Source organism: Pseudomonas sp. NPDC089530, from assembly GCF_050280705.1.
Lineage (GTDB): Bacteria > Pseudomonadota > Gammaproteobacteria > Pseudomonadales > Pseudomonadaceae > Aquipseudomonas.
Genome location: NZ_JBNNVU010000049.1, coordinates 1 through 19113 on the forward strand (window position 1 = coordinate 1; position 19113 = coordinate 19113).

The window sequence follows — 19113 nt, forward strand, 5'->3', positions numbered from 1 at the left end:
CGTTTTTCGCCGACGGCCTTGCGCGCCACCTTGTTGATCAATTCCGGCAGATAACCGTGGGACCAGGCGGTGTAGACGATTGCGTTGTGATAGCGGTCGTGCAGCAGTTCGTCGGCCAGTTCGCTGGTGTCGTTGGCCGAGAACTCGATGTTCACCGGCAGGCCGAGCTTGATCGCGCTGGGGCTGATGGTCATCAGCGGGCGGATGTAGCTGTAGGAATTGTCGAACTCGCCTTCCTCGACATTGCGCGTCGGGTTGGCGGCGAATACGTAATTGGCCTTGCCGAATTTTTCCGGCAGCAGGGACGCCAGGTCGATGGCGCGGTTCAGGCCCTGGCAGTTGAGCTGGCCGAGGCCGCCGGCGGGTTTTTCCGCATGGCGCAAAAAGACCAGGGTCTGGGTGCCGTCCACCGGCTGGGCGCGACTTTCGCTGGACTCCAGCGACAGCAGCAGGGCACTGGTCAGCAGCAGCGCCGGAAAGAACACGTAGGAGCGGCGGGGCAGGCGTCGGGTGAAACTCAGCAGATTCTTCATTGATTGTGGGTACTTCAGCGCAATCGGTTGAGGCTGACAAACCTGTCCACGGCGAGCTCCTGGCATCCCGTGGTTTTCCCTGTCATTGAACGAGTGTTCTACCCGCAGGCAGGTCAGAGTCCCAGGACGCTTTTTGGTTCGATCCTGGCGCATGACTTCGCGCGTGAGTCCGTTACTTTATCCGTACCGCTGTCCGGTTGCCGTGGAGCTTAACCACCGGATGTTTCCAATTTAAGAATGCGCGCTGTGCACCGATGCTTATAATCAAGCGCCGTCGCCGCCCGGTCCCGGGCCACGGTCTTTCATCTGACTGTCATTGGAAGCCTGTCATGACCGATCTCTCCGCATTCCCCATCACCCGGAAATGGCCCGCGCAGTACGCCGACTGGATTCAGCTGTACTCCTTGCCGACCCCCAACGGCGTCAAGGTCTCGATCATGCTCGAAGAGATCGGCTTGCCCTACGAGGCGCACCGCGTCAGTTTCGACACCCAGGACCAGATGTCCCCCGAGTTCCTCTCGCTGAACCCGAACAACAAGATCCCGGCGATCCTCGACCCCCACGGGCCGGACGACCGGCCGCTGGCCCTGTTCGAGTCGGGCGCGATCCTGATCTACCTCGCGGACAAGAGCGGGCAACTGCTGGCCCAGGAAACCGCCGCGCGCTACGAGACTATCCAGTGGCTGATGTTCCAGATGGGCGGCATCGGCCCGATGTTCGGCCAGTTGGGCTTCTTCAATAAATTCGCCGGCAAGGACTACGAGGACAAGCGTCCGCGGGATCGCTACGTCGCCGAGTCCCGCCGTCTGCTGAGCGTGCTCGAAGGCCGCCTGCAAGGCCGCGACTGGATCATGGGCGAGCGCTACACCATCGCCGACATCGCCACCTTCCCCTGGGTGCGCAACCTGGTCGGCTTCTACGAAGCCGGCGACCTGGTGGGCTTCAAGGACTTCCCCAACGTGCAGCGCGTGCTGGAGCGCTTCCTCGCCCGCCCGGCGGTGATCCGCGGCTTGGAAATTCCCAAGCCCGTCTGACCTCCATCTAACCCTGTAGCCGCTGGCGCAGCCTGCGCTCGACGACGCAGTCGTCGTAGAACCTGCCTGCGCCAGCGGCTACAGGGTTCTGTGTTTTCCATCAGGCCGGTTCCGGCCTGACCGCGTTCATTCAGCCAAGGACCCGTAATGAGCCGATTCGATTTCAAACAGGTGGATGTCTTCAGCAACCAGCCGCTCAAGGGCAACCCGCTGGCGGTGGTGTTCGGCGCCGACGAGTTGAGCGAGGCGCGGATGGCGGCGTTCGCCAACTGGACCAACCTCAGCGAGACCACTTTCATCCTCGACCCCAAGGACCCACGGGCCGACTATCGCCTGCGGATCTTCACCACCCTGCAGGAACTGCCGTTCGCCGGCCATCCGACCCTCGGCAGTTGCCATGCCTGGCTGGAAGCCGGTGGTGTGCCCAAGGGCGAGGAGATTGTCCAGGAGTGCGCGGTCGGCCTGGTGCGCATTCGCCGCAACGGCGCCGACCTGGCGTTTCTCGCGCCGCCCTTGCTCAAGTCCGGCCCGGTGGAGGCCGGGTTGCTGGAGCAGGTGCGCCTGGGCCTGAAGCTGGCGCCCGGCGCCATCGTCGACGCGCAATGGGTGGACAACGGGGCAGGGTGGCTGGCCGTGCTGCTGGCCGAGCGCGACCAGGTGCTCGAACTGCAACCCGACTACGTGCAGCTCAAGGGCCTCGCGGTGGGGGTGATCGCCCCCTGGAACCCCGAGCGCGACGGCGACGCGGCGCAGTTCGAGGTGCGGGCCTTCATTTCCGGCGACGGCATGCCGGAAGACCCGGCCACCGGCAGCCTCAACGCCGGCATTGCCCAATGGCTGCTGGGCGCCGGTCTGGCGCCGGACGCCTACGTGGTCAGCCAGGGCCTGAGCATGGGCCGCGCCGGGCGTATCCAGGTCGAGCGGATCGGCGACGAGATCTGGATCGGCGGTTCGGCGGTGACCTGTATCGACGGCAGCCTGAGCCTGTAGGCGAGGGCGATTGACCGTGGCCCGCCGGGGCCGGCGCTGGCCAGGATCCGCGGGCAAAAAAAGCTGCCCAAGGTGGCAGCGTAAAGGAGAGCACGCGGTGCTGTTGAGGCCAGTGTCACCGCGCCAAATGACAGCCTGATGACAGCGGGGCGTTGATCGGGCGCGGCGGGCGCTTTTCCGGCGAACGGTGCCGGTGCTGTCATCTTGGCGTCATCGAGCCCATGGCAAGATCGCCGCCAACCCGTTCGAGGGCGCGGCAGGTCGCGGCCTGCCGGTGGATGAATCTGCCAGGAATCCCCCATGAAAGGCGACGCCTCCCTGTTCGCAGCCATTGACCTTGGGTCCAATGCGTTTCGCCTGATGATCGGCCAGCCGGTGCGGCGTAGCCAGGGCTTCATGATCCAGGAGGTGAAGACCCTGCGCGAGCCGGTGCGTCTGGCGGAAGGTTTCCAGGGCGGCGCCCTGGACGAGTTGGCGCTGGACCGGGGGTGGCAGGCGCTGGCGCGCTTCGGCAAGAAGCTGCGCGGTTTCGAGGCCGGGCGGGTGCGGGCCGTGGCCACCAGCGCGGTGCGCGAAGCCGACAACGCACCGCTGTTCCTGGCCAGTGCGGAGCAGCACCTGGGGTTCCGCATCGACGTTATCTCCGGGCATGAAGAGGCCCGGCTGGTGTACGCCGGCGTGGCCCATACCGTGCCGTGCGGCGGCAGCATGCGGCTGGTGGTGGATATCGGCGGCGGTTCCACCGAGCTGATCCTGGGGCAGGGGGCCCAGCCCCTGATGACCGAGAGCATCGCCATCGGCAGCGGCACCTTCGGCACCCGTTACTTTCCCGGCGGCACGGTCTCGGCCCATGGCCTGCAGGAAGCCGAGCGCGTGGCCAGCCTGAAGTTCGAGAAAGTGGCCCGGCGTTATCGCCTGCTGGGCTGGGAGCAGGCCATAGGGTCCTCCGGCACCGCGCGTTTCCTGGCCAAGGTGCTCAGGGTCAACGGCCTGAACGACTACGGCCAGGACGGCATCACCTACGGCGGGCTGCTGCGCCTGTCGCTACGTTTGCTGGACGCCGGGCACGTCAAGCGCCTGCGGCTGCTGGGCCTGCAATCCCATCGCCTGGGCAGCCTGCCCGGTGGCCTGGCGGTGATGCTGGCGGCGTTCAAGGTGTTCGGCATCGTCCAGATGACGCCTTCCGAACCGGGCCTGCGCTTCGGGGTGTTGCACGGCCTGATATGTAACAACTGATTGCCTTCTACGGCTTCCTGTCTGCTGTTCCCGCCAGCTTCCTGCCGCACTGCTGCGTTGGCACCGGCCGAAGGTGCGAGTGCCCTCCATCGCCCGGGAATCACTCGGCCCCAAAAACGGTGTAATAAAAAGTGCGGTTATCGACGGCACTATCCCAGCTGTCCGTAACAAGGGGGAACGACCATGACCGACCCAATCCGCGTGCTGTTCGTCTGCGCCCGCAACGATGCGCGCTCATTGATGGCCGAGGCGCTGCTGCGTCACGCCGACGCCGAACACTTCGAGGCCTGCAGCGCCGGCCTGGTGGCCAGCGAGATCGACCCGCGCGCCCTGGCGTCCCTCGAACACATCGGCATCGACACCCAGGGGCTGCGCAGTAAGGCCATCGACGAGTTCGCCGGGCAGCCGTTCCACTACCTCATCACGCTGTGCGACAAGTCTTCGGAAGAGGTCGCGCGCATGCCGTCCTCCGGCGAGGTGATCGCCTGGAGCTTCGAGGACCCCAGCACCAGCGAGCGGCCTGAGCCGTTCCGCCACTGCCTCCAGGAGATCCATGACCGGCTCCACATGTTCATCACCGTAAAGACTCGGCCATGACCGGCGTCGGGGTGCCGCGGGGAGGCTCTGGCGGGCGGCTCGCGGCGCGGTCGAGGGCCCCGGGATGCGGCGGCGAGCCAGGCGATCTGGCGGCGACTTGAGGCATTGACCCGGTGCGGGGTGCTTTCTGCCCTTTCGATACGCGGCAAGTGAAGGCACAATGCGCATCCTTTTTTTGGCTGGCCTGGCCGGAGGCCTCGAAATGATCAAAACGCCGTACTACCTCATCGACAAGCAGAAACTGCTGGGCAACATGGAGAAGATCGCCTACGTGCGCGAACAGTCCGGGGCCAAGGCCCTGCTGGCGCTCAAGTGCTTCGCCACCTGGTCGGTGTTCGACCTGATGCAGCAGTACATGGACGGCACCACCTCGTCCTCGCTCTACGAGCTCAAGCTCGGCCGGCAGAAGTTCGCCGGCGAGACCCACGCCTACAGCGTGGCCTGGGCCGACGACGAGATCGAAGAGATGCTCGACAACTGCGACAAGATCATCTTCAACTCCATCGGCCAGCTGCAGCGCTTCGCCGAAGCCTCCGAAGGCAAGGTCCGCGGCCTGCGGGTCAACCCCCAGGTGAGCAGCTCCGACTACCTGCTGGCCGACCCGGCACGCCCGTTCAGCCGCCTGGGCGAGTGGGACCCGGTGAAGGTCGAAGCGGTGATCGAGCAGATCTCCGGCTTCATGTTCCACAACAACTGCGAGAACGCCGACTTCGGCCTGTTCGACCAGATGCTGGGCACCATCGAGGAACGTTTCGGCCACCTGCTGCACAAGGTCGAATGGGTCAGCCTCGGCGGCGGCATCCACTTCACCGGCGAAGGCTATGAGCTGGACGCGTTCTGCGCGCGCCTCAAGGCGTTCTCCGAGCAGTACGGCGTGCAGGTCTACCTGGAGCCGGGCGAAGCCGCGATCACCCAGAGCGCGTCGCTGGAAGTCACCGTGCTCGACACCCTCTACAACGGCAAGCACCTGGCGGTGGTGGACAGCTCCATCGAAGCGCACATGCTCGATCTGCTGATCTATCGCTTGAACGCCAAGCTGGCGCCCAGTTCGGGCGAACACACCTACATGGTGTGCGGCAAGTCCTGCCTGGCCGGAGACATCTTCGGCGAGTACCAATTCGATCGTCCGCTGGCCATCGGCGATCGGCTGTCGTTCGTGGACGCAGCGGGCTACACCATGGTCAAGAAAAACTGGTTCAACGGCCTGAAAATGCCGTCCATCGTAGTGAAGCAGCTCGACGGCAGCGTCGAGGTGGTTCGTGAGTTTGGGTTCGAAGACTACCTGTCCAGCCTCTCGTAAGCGGGCAGAAAGGAGAGATAAACAAATTGAAGAAGAACGTTCTTATCATTGGTGCAGGAGGTGTCGCCAAGGTGGTGGCCCACAAGTGCGCGCAGCACAACGATGAACTCGGTCGTATTGCTATCGCGTCGCGCAACATCTCCAAATGCCAGGCCATCATCGACAGCGTCAAGGCCAAGGGCAGCCTCAAGCAGCCCGCCGATATCCAGGCCTTCTCGCTCAATGCACTGGATGTCGAGGCGACCAAGGCGCTGATCCGCGAGACCGAATCGCAGATCGTCATCAACGTCGGTTCCGCCTTCCTCAACATGTCGGTGCTGCGTGCCTGCATCGATACCGGCGTGGCCTACCTGGACACCGCCATCCACGAAGAGCCGGGCAAGATCTGCGAGACCCCGCCCTGGTACGGCAACTACGAGTGGAAGCACCTCGAGGAATGCCAGCAGAAAAACGTCACCGCCATTCTCGGCGTCGGCTTCGACCCGGGTGTGGTCAATGCCTATGCCGCCCTGGCCAAGCAACAGTATTTCGACCGCATTGATTCGATCGACATCCTCGACGTCAATGCCGGTTCCCATGGCAAATATTTCGCCACCAACTTCGATCCGGAAATCAATTTCCGCGAATTCACCGGGCAGGTGTGGAGCTGGCAGGACAGCCAGTGGACCAGCAACACCATGTTCGAAGTCAAGCGCACCGACGACCTGCCGGTAGTCGGCTCGCAAAACCTGTACCTGACCGGCCACGACGAAGTGCACTCGCTGTCGAAGAACCTCGACGTGCCCAACGTGCGTTTCTGGATGAGCTTCGGCGAGCACTACATCAACGTGTTCACCGTTCTGCGCAACCTCGGCCTGCTCTCCGAGCAACCGGTCAAGACCGCCGAAGGCCTGGAAGTGGTACCGCTGAAAGTGGTCAAGGCCGTGCTGCCTGACCCCGCCTCGCTGGCGCCGGGCTACACCGGCAAGACCTGCATCGGCGACCTGGTCAAGGGCACCAAGGATGGCCAGCCGCGCGAAGTCTTCATCTACAACGTCGCCGACCACGAAGAAGCCTACGCCGAAACCGACAGCCAGGGCATTTCCTACACCGCCGGCGTTCCGCCCGTGGCCGCGGCCCTGCTGGTGGCCCGTGGCGAATGGGACGTGCAGCGCATGGTCAACGTCGAGGAACTGCCGGCCGAGCCGTTCCTCAAGGCGCTGGACGTGATGGGCCTGCCGACCCGCGTCAAGGACGAGAACGGCGATCGTCCCTGGAACTGAGTGCGCTCGGGTTTCGGAAGTAAGCAGCTATAAAAACAAAGTGCGCCCGTTTGGGCGCACTTTGCTATCGACTCTTCCTATCTTTCCCACTGGAACAACGTCGCCGTGCAGTTAGTGCAGCGCACATGAAAATCTAGCCTTCGCACTACGCTAACTTTTCCATGCAGAATATCGATCCTCATATTTGAATACTTCATATGAGGGCACTCGTCCATTTAGCATAACTGGCACGTTTACTACGCTCCGGTCGCCGCATTCTGGAGGGTAGACCATCCAATCGATGTCGTAGTACCACCATCCACTGTCAGAGTCGTTGACCTTTTTTAATGCACAAGCGTGAAATTGAGGTTCGGCATAGGGATATGCCCTAAGCATTTCGAGAACAGCGAGTTTGGAAACTGCGATTGCTCGTCGCGGAGACAGCGGCGGAAAGTCCTCACTTTCGAGCCATGGAGGATTGTTAGCGCCTTCGCTGTCTCTGAAGGAGAATTTAAAGATCAGCTCTTCAAAGTAATAGGAGTAAATTTTTAGCATCGCAGGCTCTGACCAAAACTAAACACTTTTCAGGCGATTCAAGTAGACCGCCGACGGAAATCGAGTTGCAATGTACTGTGGTCTGGCTTTCAAGGCAAAATAGCGCTTTTGTTGTTGCAAGGAACTCATGAGTGCCCAGCATTACATTGAAATCACGGACTGATTGTCGGCTAACCTCCACGCTGCTTTACTGACAGGTTTGGCGGTCCTCTCTGGTTGCCACCAGTTGACCACCGCCCAGCGAATTAATGCTTGGGTCGATAGCGGTGGCAAGTCCGCTCCAACTTTCCTCTCCTCAGAAGAAATCAAACGTCTGGAGGAGAGACGCTACATCAGGGTTCTGCGTACTACCTTGGCTCTCAGTGCGTTCTGGGCGAATGGCGAGGGGATGCAAGGTCGCGCGAGATTGCGGATGAAGCTCGATCGCCAAGGAGATGTATTACTCTGCGAGGCGCAACCAACTGACGGTGGCGCTCCATCCGGCTTCGCGGATTTCGTAGCTGATGTGTGCTGGAGCAGTGTCTGGGAGAGCGTACCAGAAGGTCTCCAGAATCCAATTGATGGCAGCCTTGAGATCGTCGCGCCTTTGATATCTTCCGGTAATACGTCGCCAATTCCTGATTACGAACTGAGGCACCAATGGACTGCTGCTGGAAGTCGTTTTTTCTGGGACAACGTGGTGGCCAAGCAATCAATAAATGCGTTCGGCAGAGCACGCTTTGATTTCACTGCCAACGTAAAGGGCCAAGTCGTAAGATGCGATGTGACACTTCAAGAACACTATTCCCGTCCTGAATATTTTCATCCAGATCCTGAGTTGCAATAGGTGCTTGCAAATCAGTACTTGCAGCTCGATCTGCGACAAATGCCTGGGTTTCGTGTGGGGGAAGACGGGGTAGCCAATCGTGTGATTTTAGTGGACTACTTACCGTGGAAAAACAATGTGGGGAAATACCAGTACAAAGCTGCTGCTCCGAATAAGGGTACCCCACTCTAATGGGCCTTACCGGCGCCTTTTAGCCAAAAGCGGTTCCGCAAGTCACGAGGTTCATCTCCATCACGCAGTGGGTACATCGCGCCTGAAGCAAAAAACTCTCTATCTGCGAAAGCTAGCCTCTAAGAGCGCGCATTATTTCCAGGACCAACGGCTTCGTGTATTTCTCACTGGGTACAGTCTCCAGTGGGTCGTTACTGCGGATCCATTCACCTTGATCGAACGCTTGGTAAAGCGAGAAAGCGGGCTGGGGGAGATCGTCAGTCATGCCCACTTCAACGATGGCACCTATGATCCCGTTCATGACGCCATCGCAGAAATCATAAATCAAAGATCCCTCTAGATAGCCTTCGGCGACCGCGACAGCTAGCTCGTTCAACACATCTTGCGGTGCAACATCGAACTTCTCGCAAGTGGCGGCAAGATCACTCAGCGTCAAACCGTTGGCCTCGGCTTCCACCGAAAGCTCCTTGACTTCCTTCTTCGATAACACCCTGATCATGGGCTTCTTCCGGTTAGCGCTCATTTCACTCATAAAACTTTCCGGCCAACAGAATGGCTGCACAGCGATGCCATACGTTCGATACCGTAACGTCGGTCAAGGGATATCGAGCGCTGGAGTCTGCCCACGAGCCCGCAGCATCGAGAAACGCGTCAATAGATGCGTTTTCCCACCCTAAAGCGCCTGGCCCATAGGGCGATGAAGGAGACATCTTTTCCAACAAACGCTCGTTGGCAAAATCAGCACCAAGCATCTTGATAAATCGAATGAACGACTCCTCATCTCTGACATGTTCTAACAACTCATCAAGATCTACCGGGGTAGGCATAGGTTTCCAAGCAAGGTGTAACGAGTAATTGCATGCTGCAATACAGCATCACGGATGGTCAACTTCAGCCGCAAGCAACGCCTGCTTTGGGTTGAAAGCGGTCTCATCTGAACGACCGTTTTCGCCAAAGTGGCCATGGGCTCACTCTTTACCGGAATTCGAATCCAGGCATCCATGGCTGTGGTAGTTCAAGAAATCTCGCATAGCCGATGAAAGCTGTTCTTCAGATGCTATCTGCCAAAACTTCTTTTCCCCAAGAGTCGGTACCATCCGCCGGATGAGTTCTTCAGCTGTATTGTGTTGGCCTGCACGCAGCCAGTGTCTGAGTAGATGCTCTCTTTCTGGTCTGGACAACTGTGCCGCTTGGAATAGTGCAAGTGAGTATCGGTAGTTCAATGGCCAGAGACGCTTTAAAAAATCGACCCTATCAGCGTTTGGGAGACTAACCAGCCAATCTCTCACCTGTTTATCCATCTGAGCAGTTCCAGACCGTGATGCCAACTGCTCCAGTGTGAATTGACAATCTTCCATACGATGCAAGGGTCCAGAATCAAGATGAGTGAGATTATGTTCAAACCCCATGAGCAGGCACAGATTTTCTACGTAAAAGACCGCTTTTGGCCGGATACTGCCTCTGGCCGGTTGCGGTCTATCACGACGGGCTGAAGTCGACCCAATGCAGACTTCAAGAGAGGACGTCATTGGGATAGTTAAAAAGCACCTCGTAGGTCAATCCGGCCTCAAGAAACGAGGTTCGCCATTCGAGAAATCCTGCACGCGGCTCGCACAATAGGCGAACGATGCGTCCAGTCTCGGTGATTGAAATTTCTTCCACCACGGCGATATCTCCAGGAATCGCCTCCCGGGAGTTCAGCCAATCAGAGAGCACTATCGTTGCTCGGTCAGCATCGACCAACTTTATGATATTGCCTTTGGAAAGTGTCATGCCGTCTCGCCTGAACTCATGCTGGTACTTGGTATGTAAGCCTGTTTGGAGATTTTAAGGAAGGGCCGGCGGAGGGGCGGCATCCACCGATTGTTCGCTGCATATCATCCGCTCGCTGCACGGGACACCCTGGCCAACGAGACCGCCCACTACGCGATGAGGCACCTGGCGGCAGTCGTCCAGGATCCGGCATCGACCGGCTGAATCCGGAACTCGAGGCGGGCAGCCAGGAAACAGCCGGCCCGTTTTCACGGCATCTATCGCGAATGGATTTTCACCCAGGCAAGGGTCTTCTCGGCCACTTCCTCCCAGCCCGGTTCGGCGATGATCCAATGGCTGCGAGCCGGAAACTCGATCAGGTCCGTGCGGCTGGGGGCCTGGCGGTGTTTGCGCAGCATGGCGCGGGCCATCGAAACGGTGCAGGTGCGATCCTCCTGGCCGGCGATCAGCAGCAACGGCGCGCGTTGCGGATTCTTGAAGTTGACGGCGTTGCCGACACCCAGTGCCGCCTGGAAGTAGATACGCCCGGGAGCCGGGACGATGTGCCGGTCGTAGGCCGCCTGTTGTTCGTGGGTGGGCAGGGTATTGGCGAACGTCCTGGAGAAGCTGCCGAACGACATCGACAGGATTCGACTCCAGCCGCGCCAGGCCATCAGGATCGGCAGCGCGGACCGGGTCGCGGTCATGCTGGGGAGGATGCCCCGGGGCGGCGCCGAGTCGATGGCCACGCCGGCCGCGCCCAATCCGCGATCGAGGAGCATCTGTACGATCAGGCCGCCGAAGGAGTGCCCGATCAGGATCGGAGGCGTTGGCAGCGCGCGCACCTGTGCCTCGAAATGGTCCACAAGGCCCTTGATGGTCTGCTTGCCCAGGCGCGGGTCCGGATTGCGCCGCAGTTCCTCGGCGGGCTTATCCATGTAAGGCCAGGTCGGAACCACGACCGTATAGCCTTGCGCCTCGAACCATGACTTGAAATGGGCCCAGCACTCCGGGGTTCCCCACGCGCCGTGCACCAGAAGAATCGTCTTTACCATCGGGGGGCTCCTTGTGAATGATACGTCCATCATAGTGGCCGTCCGGGGGACGAAACATGGCGAAAAAGCCGGAGTTCTTTGCTCAAACGCCGACGGAGCCGGAGGTTGAGTCCGATCCTTTCGCCTTCAAGCGCGACGTCTTTTCAGATGTGCTGGAGCTGATACGCGTTCGGGGAAACACGGTCTTTACCTGTGCCGCCGCGGCGCCTTTCGGCATGCGCTTCGCGCCGGGCAAATTCCGCCTGCACATCATCCGCAGCGGGAGCGTGGCGATAGAGGTGGAGGGCATCGAGGAGCAGTACCGGGCCTCGCAGGGGGACCTGGTGATGCTGATGCACGGCCACGGCCATGTGCTGTCGGACCGCTCAGGGCGCCCGGCGGCTCTGGTCACGGACCTGGCGCGCCAGCACTACGATCGGGCGAGCTTGACGCTCGGCAGCGGAGATACCACTTGGCTATGCGGAGAGTTCGGTTTTGACGGCATGCTGTCGCAGCGTCTGTTGTCGGTGCTGCCGCCCGTACTGATTCTGAAGGGCTTGCGAGAGCGGCCTTTCGAGTGGCTGGAGCTGAGCTGTCACTTCATTCTGGATGAAGCGCTGAACCCGCGCGCCGGTGCCGCGGCGATGATCTCCCGATTGCTCGACGTCATCTTCGTCCAGCTGCTGCGCACCTGGGCCACGGACGGGGCCATTGGCCATGGCTGGCTGTCCGGCGCGATCGACGAACGCATCAACCCGGCGATGTCCGCCATGCATGCCGACCCCGGCAGGGCCTGGAGCGTCAGTGACCTTGCCACCTTGGTCAATCTGTCCCGCTCGGCCTTCGCGGACCGCTTCCAGCGTATCGTCGGGCAGGCGCCCTTGAGCTACCTGACGGCCTGGCGCCTGGACCGGGCCGCGGAGCTGCTGCGCTACAGCCGATTATCGATTGCCGATATCGCCGATCAGGTCGGCTACACCTCCGAAGCTGCGTTCAGCCGGGCGTTCAAGGGCCGGCATGAGATGTCTCCCATGCAGTGGCGCAGGTTCAGCAGGAACTGAGCCCCTGTACGCAGGAGGCAGGTTTTTCCTGCTGCGCTATTCGGCATCGATCCGCAGATGTTGCTGCACCGCCTGTAACACCGCGTCCGTCGCCTCGCGATGCGGCACGTGACGGCAGTCGTCCAGGATCAGGCAACGGCTGGACGCCGTCGCCAGGCTGGCGATTCGCTCGGGGTGCAGCAGCGAGCCGTATTCGTCGTCCGCGCCATGCAGCACCAGCAGCGGGCAGTCGATCGCGGCCGCGCTGCTGTCCAGGGTCCAGGGCGCGAAAGCCTCCGACAGCCAGGTCTCGGTCCAGGCCGCCAGCACCCAGGGCGCCTTGGCACCGTGGTATCTGTGCAGCCGCTGCATTTGTCCGGGGGCCTGGAACTGCTCCTTGGCCAGCTGGATGCCCTGGCGGGTGCGGTCTTCGACAAAGGCCTGGGCCGACTCGGTGATCAGCGCCTGGCACTGCTGCGGATAACGCGCCGCGCAGGTGGCGGCCATGGCCCCGCCGACGCTATGGCCGAAGGCGACGAACGCTTCGATCTGCCATTGCCCCAGCAGCAGCGGAAAGAAGCGCTCGGCCTCGTCGCGGATAAAGCCTGTGGGCAGGTCTCCCGGATAAGCATCGGACTGGCCGAAGCCGAGCCGGTCGTAGGCCAGCACTTCGCGCCCGGTGGCCTGGCACAGGCGCTGCGGAAAATCCCGCCACAGTTCCACGCAGCCCAGGGAGTCATGGAACAGGATGATCGGCGGTGGGTGGCGGTCGCCGTTTTTGGTGGCAGGGGACCAGCGACGGGAAAACAGACGGCCGCAGGATGTCTCGATCCAACGGGTTTCTTCGTTGACAAGCATTGGCATTGCAGTCCTCGACTCAGCGCTCAGGCGGGCAGCAAGTAACGTAGCGTCGCCGTTGCCAGGATGGCAATCAGCACCACGGGCAGCAGGGGCAGGCGGGTGGCGGCGAGCAGGGTCAGCGCCAGGGCGATCAGGTCGGCAGGATGCCCGCTGACGAACTTCGGCGCGATCACCGCGATCAGCACGCAGCCGGGGGCCGCGAGCATGACTTCCTGCACGGTGGGGCCGAGGGTCCGGTTGCGCAGCAGGACAAAACCCAGGACCCGGGTGAGGTAGGTCACGCCGGCCATGGCCAGGAGGGTGAGCAGCGTCAGGGTGTCGATCATGCTTTCGCCCACAGATAAGCCATGACCAGGCCGGCCACGGTCCCGGCCAGCACATACCAGCCCCCCGGCAGCAGCCGGTAGCACAACGCAGCGGTGAGCAGGCTGAACAACCACGGCAGCGCCGCCTGCACCCCGCGCCACATGCCGCGCAGCAACACCAGGAAGACCGCGGCGAAGGCCATGTCGAAGCCGTAGGCACGCACATCCCCCAGGGCCGGGCCGATCAGCGCGCCCAGCGCGGTGAACAGCACCCAAGTCAGCCACAGGCACAGCGCCACCCCCAGGTAATACCCCAGGCTGAAGGCCGGAGCCGCTGTGGGCCGGTCGTTGCGCCGGGCATCGTCCAGGCCCATGGCCCAACTTTCGTCGCACATCAGGAACAGCGACGGCAGCGCCTTGCGCAGCGGCAAATGCTGCAGGTAGGGCGCCAGGGTGGCGCCCATCAGCAGGTGCCGGCTGTTGACCAGCAGTGTCATGGCCACGATCACCAGCATCTGTGGCGGCGAAGACCAGAGCTCGATAGCGGCGAACTCCGAGCCGCCGCCGAAGTTCAGGCCGGTCAGCAGCGCCACGGCGCTGGTGCTCAAGCCTTTTTGCGAGGCTTGCGCCCCCAGCACCAGGGCGAAGGGGATAAACCCCAACAGCACTGGTAAGGCGGCCTTGGCGCCGCGTGACAGTTCTTGATCGAATGCCCTGTTGCGGCTGGCCGCCAGGGTCGGATTGCTTTGATTCATGTTTCACCTCCAGGTGGGTCAATTATTCCAGCCGTTGAGGGAAATCGGATTGCCAAGAATGGGTAAAAACCTTGAACATTGGCATCCATGACTCTTGATAAAACAAACTGTGGAACCCGATGCCAATGGAGCTTGACGCTATCGATCGCCGTATCCTGCGGGCCCTGCAACGCGACGGGCGCTTGCAGAACCTGGAGCTGGCCAAACAGGTCGGGCTCTCGCCATCCCCTTGCCTGAGGCGGGTACGCCTGCTGGAAGAGGCCGGGGTCATCGAGCGCTATGTGGCGCTGGTCAATCCCTTGAAGGTCAACGCGGCGCTGACTCTGTTCGTGCGGGTCTGGCTGACCGGGCAGGACGAGGTCACGGTGGACCGCTTCGTCGATGCCGTGCGCGAACTGCCGGAAGTGCTGGAGTGCCACCTGATGGCGGGGGACTGCGATTTCCTGCTGCGGGTGGTGGCGGCCGACCTGGAGGCCTACCGCCAGTTCCAGGTCAAGCACCTGGCCCGGATCAAGGGCGTGCAGAACCTGAAGACGGAAATCCCCATGCAGAAGATCAAGCTGACCACCGAACTGCCGGTGTAACGTTCGTCGGCTGGCTGGAGGGAAATGCCCGGTCGGCGATACTCAAGGGTCGGGGCGACAGCCATCACTCGGGAGACCAGGATGAACAAGCACACCAGCGACGCCATGCCGGCAGGGGAAAACGCCTCGCGGCTGATCGACGGACGCATCGAGGAACTGGGCGACTGGCGCGGCGAGAGGCTGGCCCGGGTCCGGGCGCTGATCCGCCAGGCCGACCCGGAAGCGGTCGAGGAGTGGAAGTGGCGCGGGGTGCCGGTGTGGTCCCACGGCGGCATCCTCTGCACCGGCGAGAGCTACAAGAACGTGGTGAAGCTGACTTTCGCCAAAGGCGCGGCGTTGGACGATCCGGCGGGTCTGTTCAATGCCAGCCTGGACGGCAACACCCGGCGGGCGATCGATCTGCATGAGGGTGACCGCCTCGATGAGGCGGCGTTGCAGGCGCTGATCCGCGCGGCCGTGGCGCTCAATACTGCGCGCTGAGCATCGGGCCGCCAGGCATCTGCCCGGCGGCGACGGATTCACCGCATCGATTGCCGGCAGGCGGAAAAAAGCCCCTGGTCGGTTTCCCGACAAGGGGCTTGTTGGCCTGGGGTCATTCGCTCTTGATCGGTACGACCTTGTCCGCGCTCAGGGCGGCGGGCTTTTTCGGCAGCGAGATGCGCAACACGCCTTTGCTGAAACTGGCCTCGATCTTGTCGGTGTCGACCCCTTTGGGCAGGTTGAACACCCGCTCGAAGGAACCGTAATGACGCTCGCTCAAGTGGTAGCCTTGCCTTCTTTCTTCCGTTTCCTCTCTCTTTTCGCCCTTGATGATCAGGCTTCCGTTGGAGAGTTTGAGCTCGATATTCTTCTGATCCATGCCGGGCAGTTCGGCAGTGATTTCGAAGCTTTCCTCCTTCTCGGTGATATCCACGGCAGGCATGCCGCGACCGATCAGTTCGCGCCGCCAGAACGGTTCGGTATCGAACAGCCCGCGGCTGAATGGCGACAGGCCGGGGCCGCGATAGAAGTCTTCGAACAGGTGGTCGACCTGTTGCCGCAATTTGTCCAGGGGTAGCCACAGGTCGCTCATGGTCGAACGCCTGGTGGCCTTGTCTTCAGTCTGGATCGGCATTTTTTTCACGGTGGCCATTTCGCTTCTCCTCCTGGGTTAAGGGGCGGGCCGCTAGCGTTCCCTGGGGCGACCCGCCGCCGACAGAACAGGAACCGGGCCTGCGTGCCTGCACGCCCGGTTCTCCCGCCCGCGACAACCGGCCTGCGAAGCTGGCTGCCGAGGGGCTCGATCGAAACCTTCGATGGGGTGCCCGGCAGACGATTCGCCAGGGGGTTGCTTCCATGGGCGAGTGGCTCTGCACACGCGACAAATGAGCGCAGGAGCACTGGCCTTCAATGGCTGCTCGAACGGTTCGTGCGTGTCTTATTTAGATCGGAAATCGGCCGTACAGTTGCGGCGCGGGCCAATTGTCTGACAGGCGTAGCTAGCCACTCTGACGGCATTGTTACCAAAACTGAAACGTAGTCTTGGCCTGGAGGGGTTTGTATCGGTCGCGGCTTCGGGCATAAGCTTCCCTCTTTTTTCGCCCCGGGCCCGTTCGCCCGGCCTGCCTTGAGGAGATCCCATGTCCAGCCAGTTCCCCCAAGCCCGTCCCCGTCGCCTGCGTCGTTCCGAGCAGATGCGCAGCCTGTTCCAGGAAACCGAATTCACCCTCAACGATCTGGTGCTGCCGATTTTCGTCGAGGAAGAGATCGACGATTTCGTGCCGATCAAGAGCATGCCGGGGGTGATGCGCATTCCGGAATCCAAGCTGGCCGGGGAGATCGAGCGTTACGCCCGGGCGGGGATCAAGTCGGTGATGACCTTCGGCGTCTCGCACCACCTGGACAGCACTGGCAGCGATACCTGGAACGACAACGGCCTGGTGTCGCGCATGTCGCGGATCGCCAAGGACGCGGTGCCGGAAATGATCGTGATGTCCGACACCTGTTTCTGCGAGTACACAGACCACGGCCACTGCGGCGTGCTGCACGGCCATGAAGTGGACAACGACCAGACCCTGGTCAACCTCGGCAAGCAGGCAGTGGCCGCGGCCCGCGCCGGCGCCGATGTGATCGCGCCGTCGGCGGCCATGGACGGGCAGGTCCAGGCCATTCGCCGCGCCCTGGACGAAGCCGGTTTCACCCAGACCGCGATCATGGCCTATTCCACCAAGTTCGCCTCGGCGCTCTACGGCCCGTTCCGCGAGGCGGGCGGCAGCGCGTTGAAGGGCGACCGCAAGAGCTACCAGATGAACCCGATGAACCGCCGCGAAGCGGTGCGCGAGTCTTTGCTGGACGAGCAGGAAGGCGCGGACTCGCTGATGGTCAAGCCGGCCGGTGCCTACCTCGACATCATCCGCGACATCCGCGAGGCCTCGCGCCTGCCGGTGACGGCGTATCAGGTCAGCGGCGAGTACGCGATGATCAAGTTCGGCGCGTTGGCCGGTGCCATCGACGAAGCGCGGGTGGTGCGCGAAAGCCTGGGTTCGATCAAGCGCGCCGGCGCGGACCTGATCTTCACCTACTTCGCGATGGACCTGGCGTTGAGCGGGATCTGACGCGACTGTAACCCTCAAGGGCCTTATCGCGGGCAAGTCGGATCGCCGCCCGCTCGCTCCTACAAGGTTGTGGGCTTTGTAGGAGCGAGGCTTGCCCGCGATGACGTCAGGCCGTCCAGTACAAGAATCACGGCAAGCACCCCGCTCACAGCGTGATCTTGTGCTCCTCGAAATACCGCTCCAGCACCTTCGGGTCCGCCGAGCGCTCGGCCAGCGCCACGTAGGTGTCCGGCCGCAGCAGATAGAAGCCGTTGCGCGAGAGGCCGGCGGCCTGGTGCGCCGGTTCCCAGTCGAACACCGTCAACGGCAGTTGCCGCTCGGCGCACCAGGCGCGCAGGGCGTCGCTGGTAATCCCGTACACATGCACCTGCCACCCCAGGTAGTCGAGGCCGGCGAAGTTGTCGGTCGCCGCGCCATGGGCCCAGGGCAGGCGATCGCCGCCGTGGACATGGCCGGCGCTGCCGACGCTCAAGGGCATGTCGCGGTAGTTGAGGGTGATCTGCGACACCGTGCGGAACAGAAACTCCCGCGCCGCTTCCAGGGCGGTCACCTTGGGAATCAGCAAGGGCGCCAGGCGGGTGCGCAGCAGGTTGGCGATCGGCCCGTCGGCGGTGACGAAGGTGAACACCCGGTCGGTGGTGGCCACCAGGCGCCGGGCGAATTCGATGCGCTCCAGCTCATAGGTCGCCAGCAGGTGTTCCGAGGACTTGCCGCCGAGCACCGCGGCGAGCTTCCAGGCCAGGTTGATGGCGTCGCCGATCCCGGTGTTCATGCCCTGGCCGCCGGCCGGGCTGTGCACATGGGCGGCATCGCCCAGGAGGAAGGCGCGGCCGACGGCGAAGCGCTCGGCCACCCGGTGATGCACGCGGTAGGTGGAGAACCAGTTGACCCGGTCGACCTGCACCTTGAGGTTGTCCATGGCGCGCCGGCTGACGTCCTCGAACTGCAGGGTCTCGGCCTGTTCCGCGCGTTCGTCGCGCACCGTGCCGATCAACCGCGCCCGGCCTTCGCCGGCCAGCGGGAACACCGCGAGGAAATCCGCTTCGTCGAGGTCGGCGTGCAGCTCGCCATTGAGCGCCGGCCCCCGGGCGTCGACGTCCGCCACATAGAACACCTGTTGGTAGGTGCCGCCGGGGAAGTCGATGCCGAGGGTCTTGCGCACCGTCGAGCGGGCGCCGTCGCAGCCGGCCAGGTAGAAGGCCTGGCAGGTTTCTTCCTGGCCGTCGGCACCGCGCAGCTGGGCGCTGATCAGGTGGCCGTGGTCGGTGAAACTCAGCAGCTCGGTGCGGCGCTCGACCATCACACCGAAGCGTTCCAGGCGTTCGATCAGCAGTTGCTCATGTTCGTCCTGCGGATAGATTTCCAGGAAGGGGTAGGGCGTCAGGTCCGCGCCGATGCTGCTCAACGGCAGGTGGGCGGCCTGTTCGCCCTTGACCCAGAGGTTGGCGGCCGGTACCCGGTGGCCCCGGTCGAGGATGGCCTGGGTCAGGTCCAGCTGGCGGTACAGCTCAAGGGTCCGGGCCTGTACCGCCAGGGCCCGGGAGGTGGTGCCCGGGCCGGCGGTCTGGTCGAGGATGCGCACCTTGACCCCTTGGCGGCTCAGCCACAGCGCCAGAACCAGGCCGGTGGGGCCGGCGCCAATGATCAGTACGTCGCTGCGGTTCATGTCCTTGCCCTCGTGCTGAGATCAATGTCATGCCGTTCT

At 62.4% G+C, this 19113-nt stretch carries 21 protein-coding genes; 11 read left to right on the forward strand and 10 right to left on the reverse strand.

Annotated features, from left to right (window positions below; genetic code table 11):
* The coding region (locus ACQKQA_RS18535; protein WP_427560579.1) for a histidine phosphatase family protein at positions 1–533 on the reverse strand (533 nt) is incomplete at its 3' end.
* A gap of 329 nt (positions 534–862) precedes the next feature.
* Here ACQKQA_RS18535 and ACQKQA_RS18540 point away from each other — a divergent pair.
* The 7 genes from ACQKQA_RS18540 (at position 863) to ACQKQA_RS18570 (ending at position 8312) form a co-directional block, all read left to right on the forward strand.
* Positions 863–1567 carry a glutathione S-transferase family protein gene (locus ACQKQA_RS18540; RefSeq protein ID WP_427560581.1) on the forward strand — a complete coding sequence of 235 codons (705 nt, stop codon included), beginning with the start codon at positions 863–865 and terminating at the stop codon, positions 1565–1567.
* 147 nt (positions 1568–1714) lie between these two features.
* Positions 1715–2557 carry a PhzF family phenazine biosynthesis protein gene (locus ACQKQA_RS18545; protein ID WP_427560584.1) on the forward strand — a complete coding sequence of 281 codons (843 nt, stop codon included), beginning with the start codon at positions 1715–1717 and terminating at the stop codon, positions 2555–2557.
* A gap of 300 nt (positions 2558–2857) precedes the next feature.
* Positions 2858–3793 (forward strand): Ppx/GppA family phosphatase, encoded by a 936-nt coding sequence (locus ACQKQA_RS18550; RefSeq protein WP_427560587.1) that lies wholly within the window; start codon positions 2858–2860, stop codon positions 3791–3793.
* 183 nt (positions 3794–3976) lie between these two features.
* Complete coding sequence (locus ACQKQA_RS18555) at positions 3977–4390, forward strand: arsenate reductase ArsC (protein ID WP_427560590.1); 414 nt, start codon at positions 3977–3979, stop codon at positions 4388–4390.
* Positions 4391–4592: 202 nt separating this feature from the next.
* Complete coding sequence (nspC, locus tag ACQKQA_RS18560) at positions 4593–5690, forward strand: carboxynorspermidine decarboxylase (RefSeq protein ID WP_427560593.1); 1098 nt, start codon at positions 4593–4595, stop codon at positions 5688–5690.
* Positions 5691–5716: 26 nt separating this feature from the next.
* Complete coding sequence (locus ACQKQA_RS18565; protein WP_427560595.1) at positions 5717–6952, forward strand: saccharopine dehydrogenase family protein; 1236 nt, start codon at positions 5717–5719, stop codon at positions 6950–6952.
* Positions 6953–7712: 760 nt separating this feature from the next.
* A complete protein-coding gene (locus tag ACQKQA_RS18570) occupies positions 7713–8312 on the forward strand; it encodes a hypothetical protein (RefSeq protein ID WP_427560598.1) in 600 nt (199 codons plus the stop codon).
* Between the two features lie 283 nt (positions 8313–8595).
* On the opposite strand, the gene ACQKQA_RS18575 is transcribed toward ACQKQA_RS18570, so the two are convergent.
* The 4 genes from ACQKQA_RS18575 to ACQKQA_RS18590 all read right to left on the reverse strand — a co-directional run bounded on the left by ACQKQA_RS18575 (position 8596) and on the right by ACQKQA_RS18590 (position 11290).
* Entirely contained in the window at positions 8596–9015 is a 420-nt protein-coding gene (locus ACQKQA_RS18575) for a hypothetical protein (protein WP_427560600.1), read from the reverse strand.
* Positions 9008–9310, reverse strand: coding sequence for a DUF7660 family protein (locus tag ACQKQA_RS18580; protein ID WP_427560603.1), 303 nt, complete (start codon positions 9308–9310; stop codon positions 9008–9010). The genes ACQKQA_RS18575 and ACQKQA_RS18580 overlap by 8 nt, the downstream gene beginning before the upstream one ends.
* A 685-nt stretch (positions 9311–9995) precedes the next feature.
* The gene (locus tag ACQKQA_RS18585; RefSeq protein WP_427560605.1) at positions 9996–10256 is read right to left on the reverse strand and encodes a hypothetical protein; all 261 of its coding nucleotides are present in this window, start codon (positions 10254–10256) and stop codon (positions 9996–9998) included.
* Between the two features lie 257 nt (positions 10257–10513).
* Positions 10514–11290, reverse strand: a complete 777-nt coding sequence (locus ACQKQA_RS18590; protein ID WP_427560608.1) for an alpha/beta hydrolase — start codon at positions 11288–11290, stop codon at positions 10514–10516.
* Between the two features lie 56 nt (positions 11291–11346).
* Between ACQKQA_RS18590 and ACQKQA_RS18595 the strand changes: the two genes are divergently transcribed.
* Positions 11347–12330: a cupin domain-containing protein gene (locus ACQKQA_RS18595; protein ID WP_427560611.1), complete on the forward strand. Its 984-nt coding sequence runs from the start codon at positions 11347–11349 to the stop codon at positions 12328–12330.
* A gap of 36 nt (positions 12331–12366) precedes the next feature.
* Here ACQKQA_RS18595 and ACQKQA_RS18600 read toward each other — a convergent pair whose 3' ends face one another.
* Genes ACQKQA_RS18600 through ACQKQA_RS18610 form a run of 3 tightly spaced genes read right to left on the reverse strand, consistent with a single transcriptional unit; the run spans position 12367 to position 14230 of the window.
* A complete protein-coding gene (locus ACQKQA_RS18600) occupies positions 12367–13167 on the reverse strand; it encodes an alpha/beta fold hydrolase (protein ID WP_427560614.1) in 801 nt (266 codons plus the stop codon).
* A gap of 26 nt (positions 13168–13193) precedes the next feature.
* Positions 13194–13496: an AzlD family protein gene (locus ACQKQA_RS18605; protein WP_427560617.1), complete on the reverse strand. Its 303-nt coding sequence runs from the start codon at positions 13494–13496 to the stop codon at positions 13194–13196.
* On the reverse strand, positions 13493–14230 hold the full coding sequence (locus ACQKQA_RS18610; RefSeq protein WP_427560620.1) for an AzlC family ABC transporter permease: 738 nt from the start codon (positions 14228–14230) through the stop codon (positions 13493–13495). Before ACQKQA_RS18610 ends, ACQKQA_RS18605 begins: the two co-directional genes overlap by 4 nt.
* Positions 14231–14355: 125 nt before the next feature.
* On the opposite strand from ACQKQA_RS18610, the gene ACQKQA_RS18615 reads away from it, so the two are divergent.
* The gene (locus tag ACQKQA_RS18615) at positions 14356–14814 is read left to right on the forward strand and encodes an Lrp/AsnC family transcriptional regulator (protein ID WP_427560623.1); all 459 of its coding nucleotides are present in this window, start codon (positions 14356–14358) and stop codon (positions 14812–14814) included.
* A gap of 81 nt (positions 14815–14895) precedes the next feature.
* On the forward strand, positions 14896–15294 hold the full coding sequence (locus ACQKQA_RS18620) for a DUF1801 domain-containing protein (RefSeq protein WP_427560625.1): 399 nt from the start codon (positions 14896–14898) through the stop codon (positions 15292–15294).
* A 112-nt stretch (positions 15295–15406) separates the two neighbouring features.
* Here ACQKQA_RS18620 and ACQKQA_RS18625 read toward each other — a convergent pair whose 3' ends face one another.
* On the reverse strand, positions 15407–15946 hold the full coding sequence (locus ACQKQA_RS18625) for an Hsp20/alpha crystallin family protein (RefSeq protein WP_427560628.1): 540 nt from the start codon (positions 15944–15946) through the stop codon (positions 15407–15409).
* Positions 15947–16433: 487 nt separating this feature from the next.
* On the opposite strand from ACQKQA_RS18625, the gene hemB reads away from it, so the two are divergent.
* Positions 16434–17408 (forward strand): porphobilinogen synthase, encoded by a 975-nt coding sequence (gene hemB / locus ACQKQA_RS18630; RefSeq protein ID WP_427560631.1) that lies wholly within the window; start codon positions 16434–16436, stop codon positions 17406–17408.
* A gap of 145 nt (positions 17409–17553) precedes the next feature.
* Here hemB and ACQKQA_RS18635 read toward each other — a convergent pair whose 3' ends face one another.
* Positions 17554–19074 (reverse strand): FAD-dependent oxidoreductase, encoded by a 1521-nt coding sequence (locus tag ACQKQA_RS18635; protein WP_427560633.1) that lies wholly within the window; start codon positions 19072–19074, stop codon positions 17554–17556.
* Positions 19075–19113 lie beyond the last annotated feature (39 nt).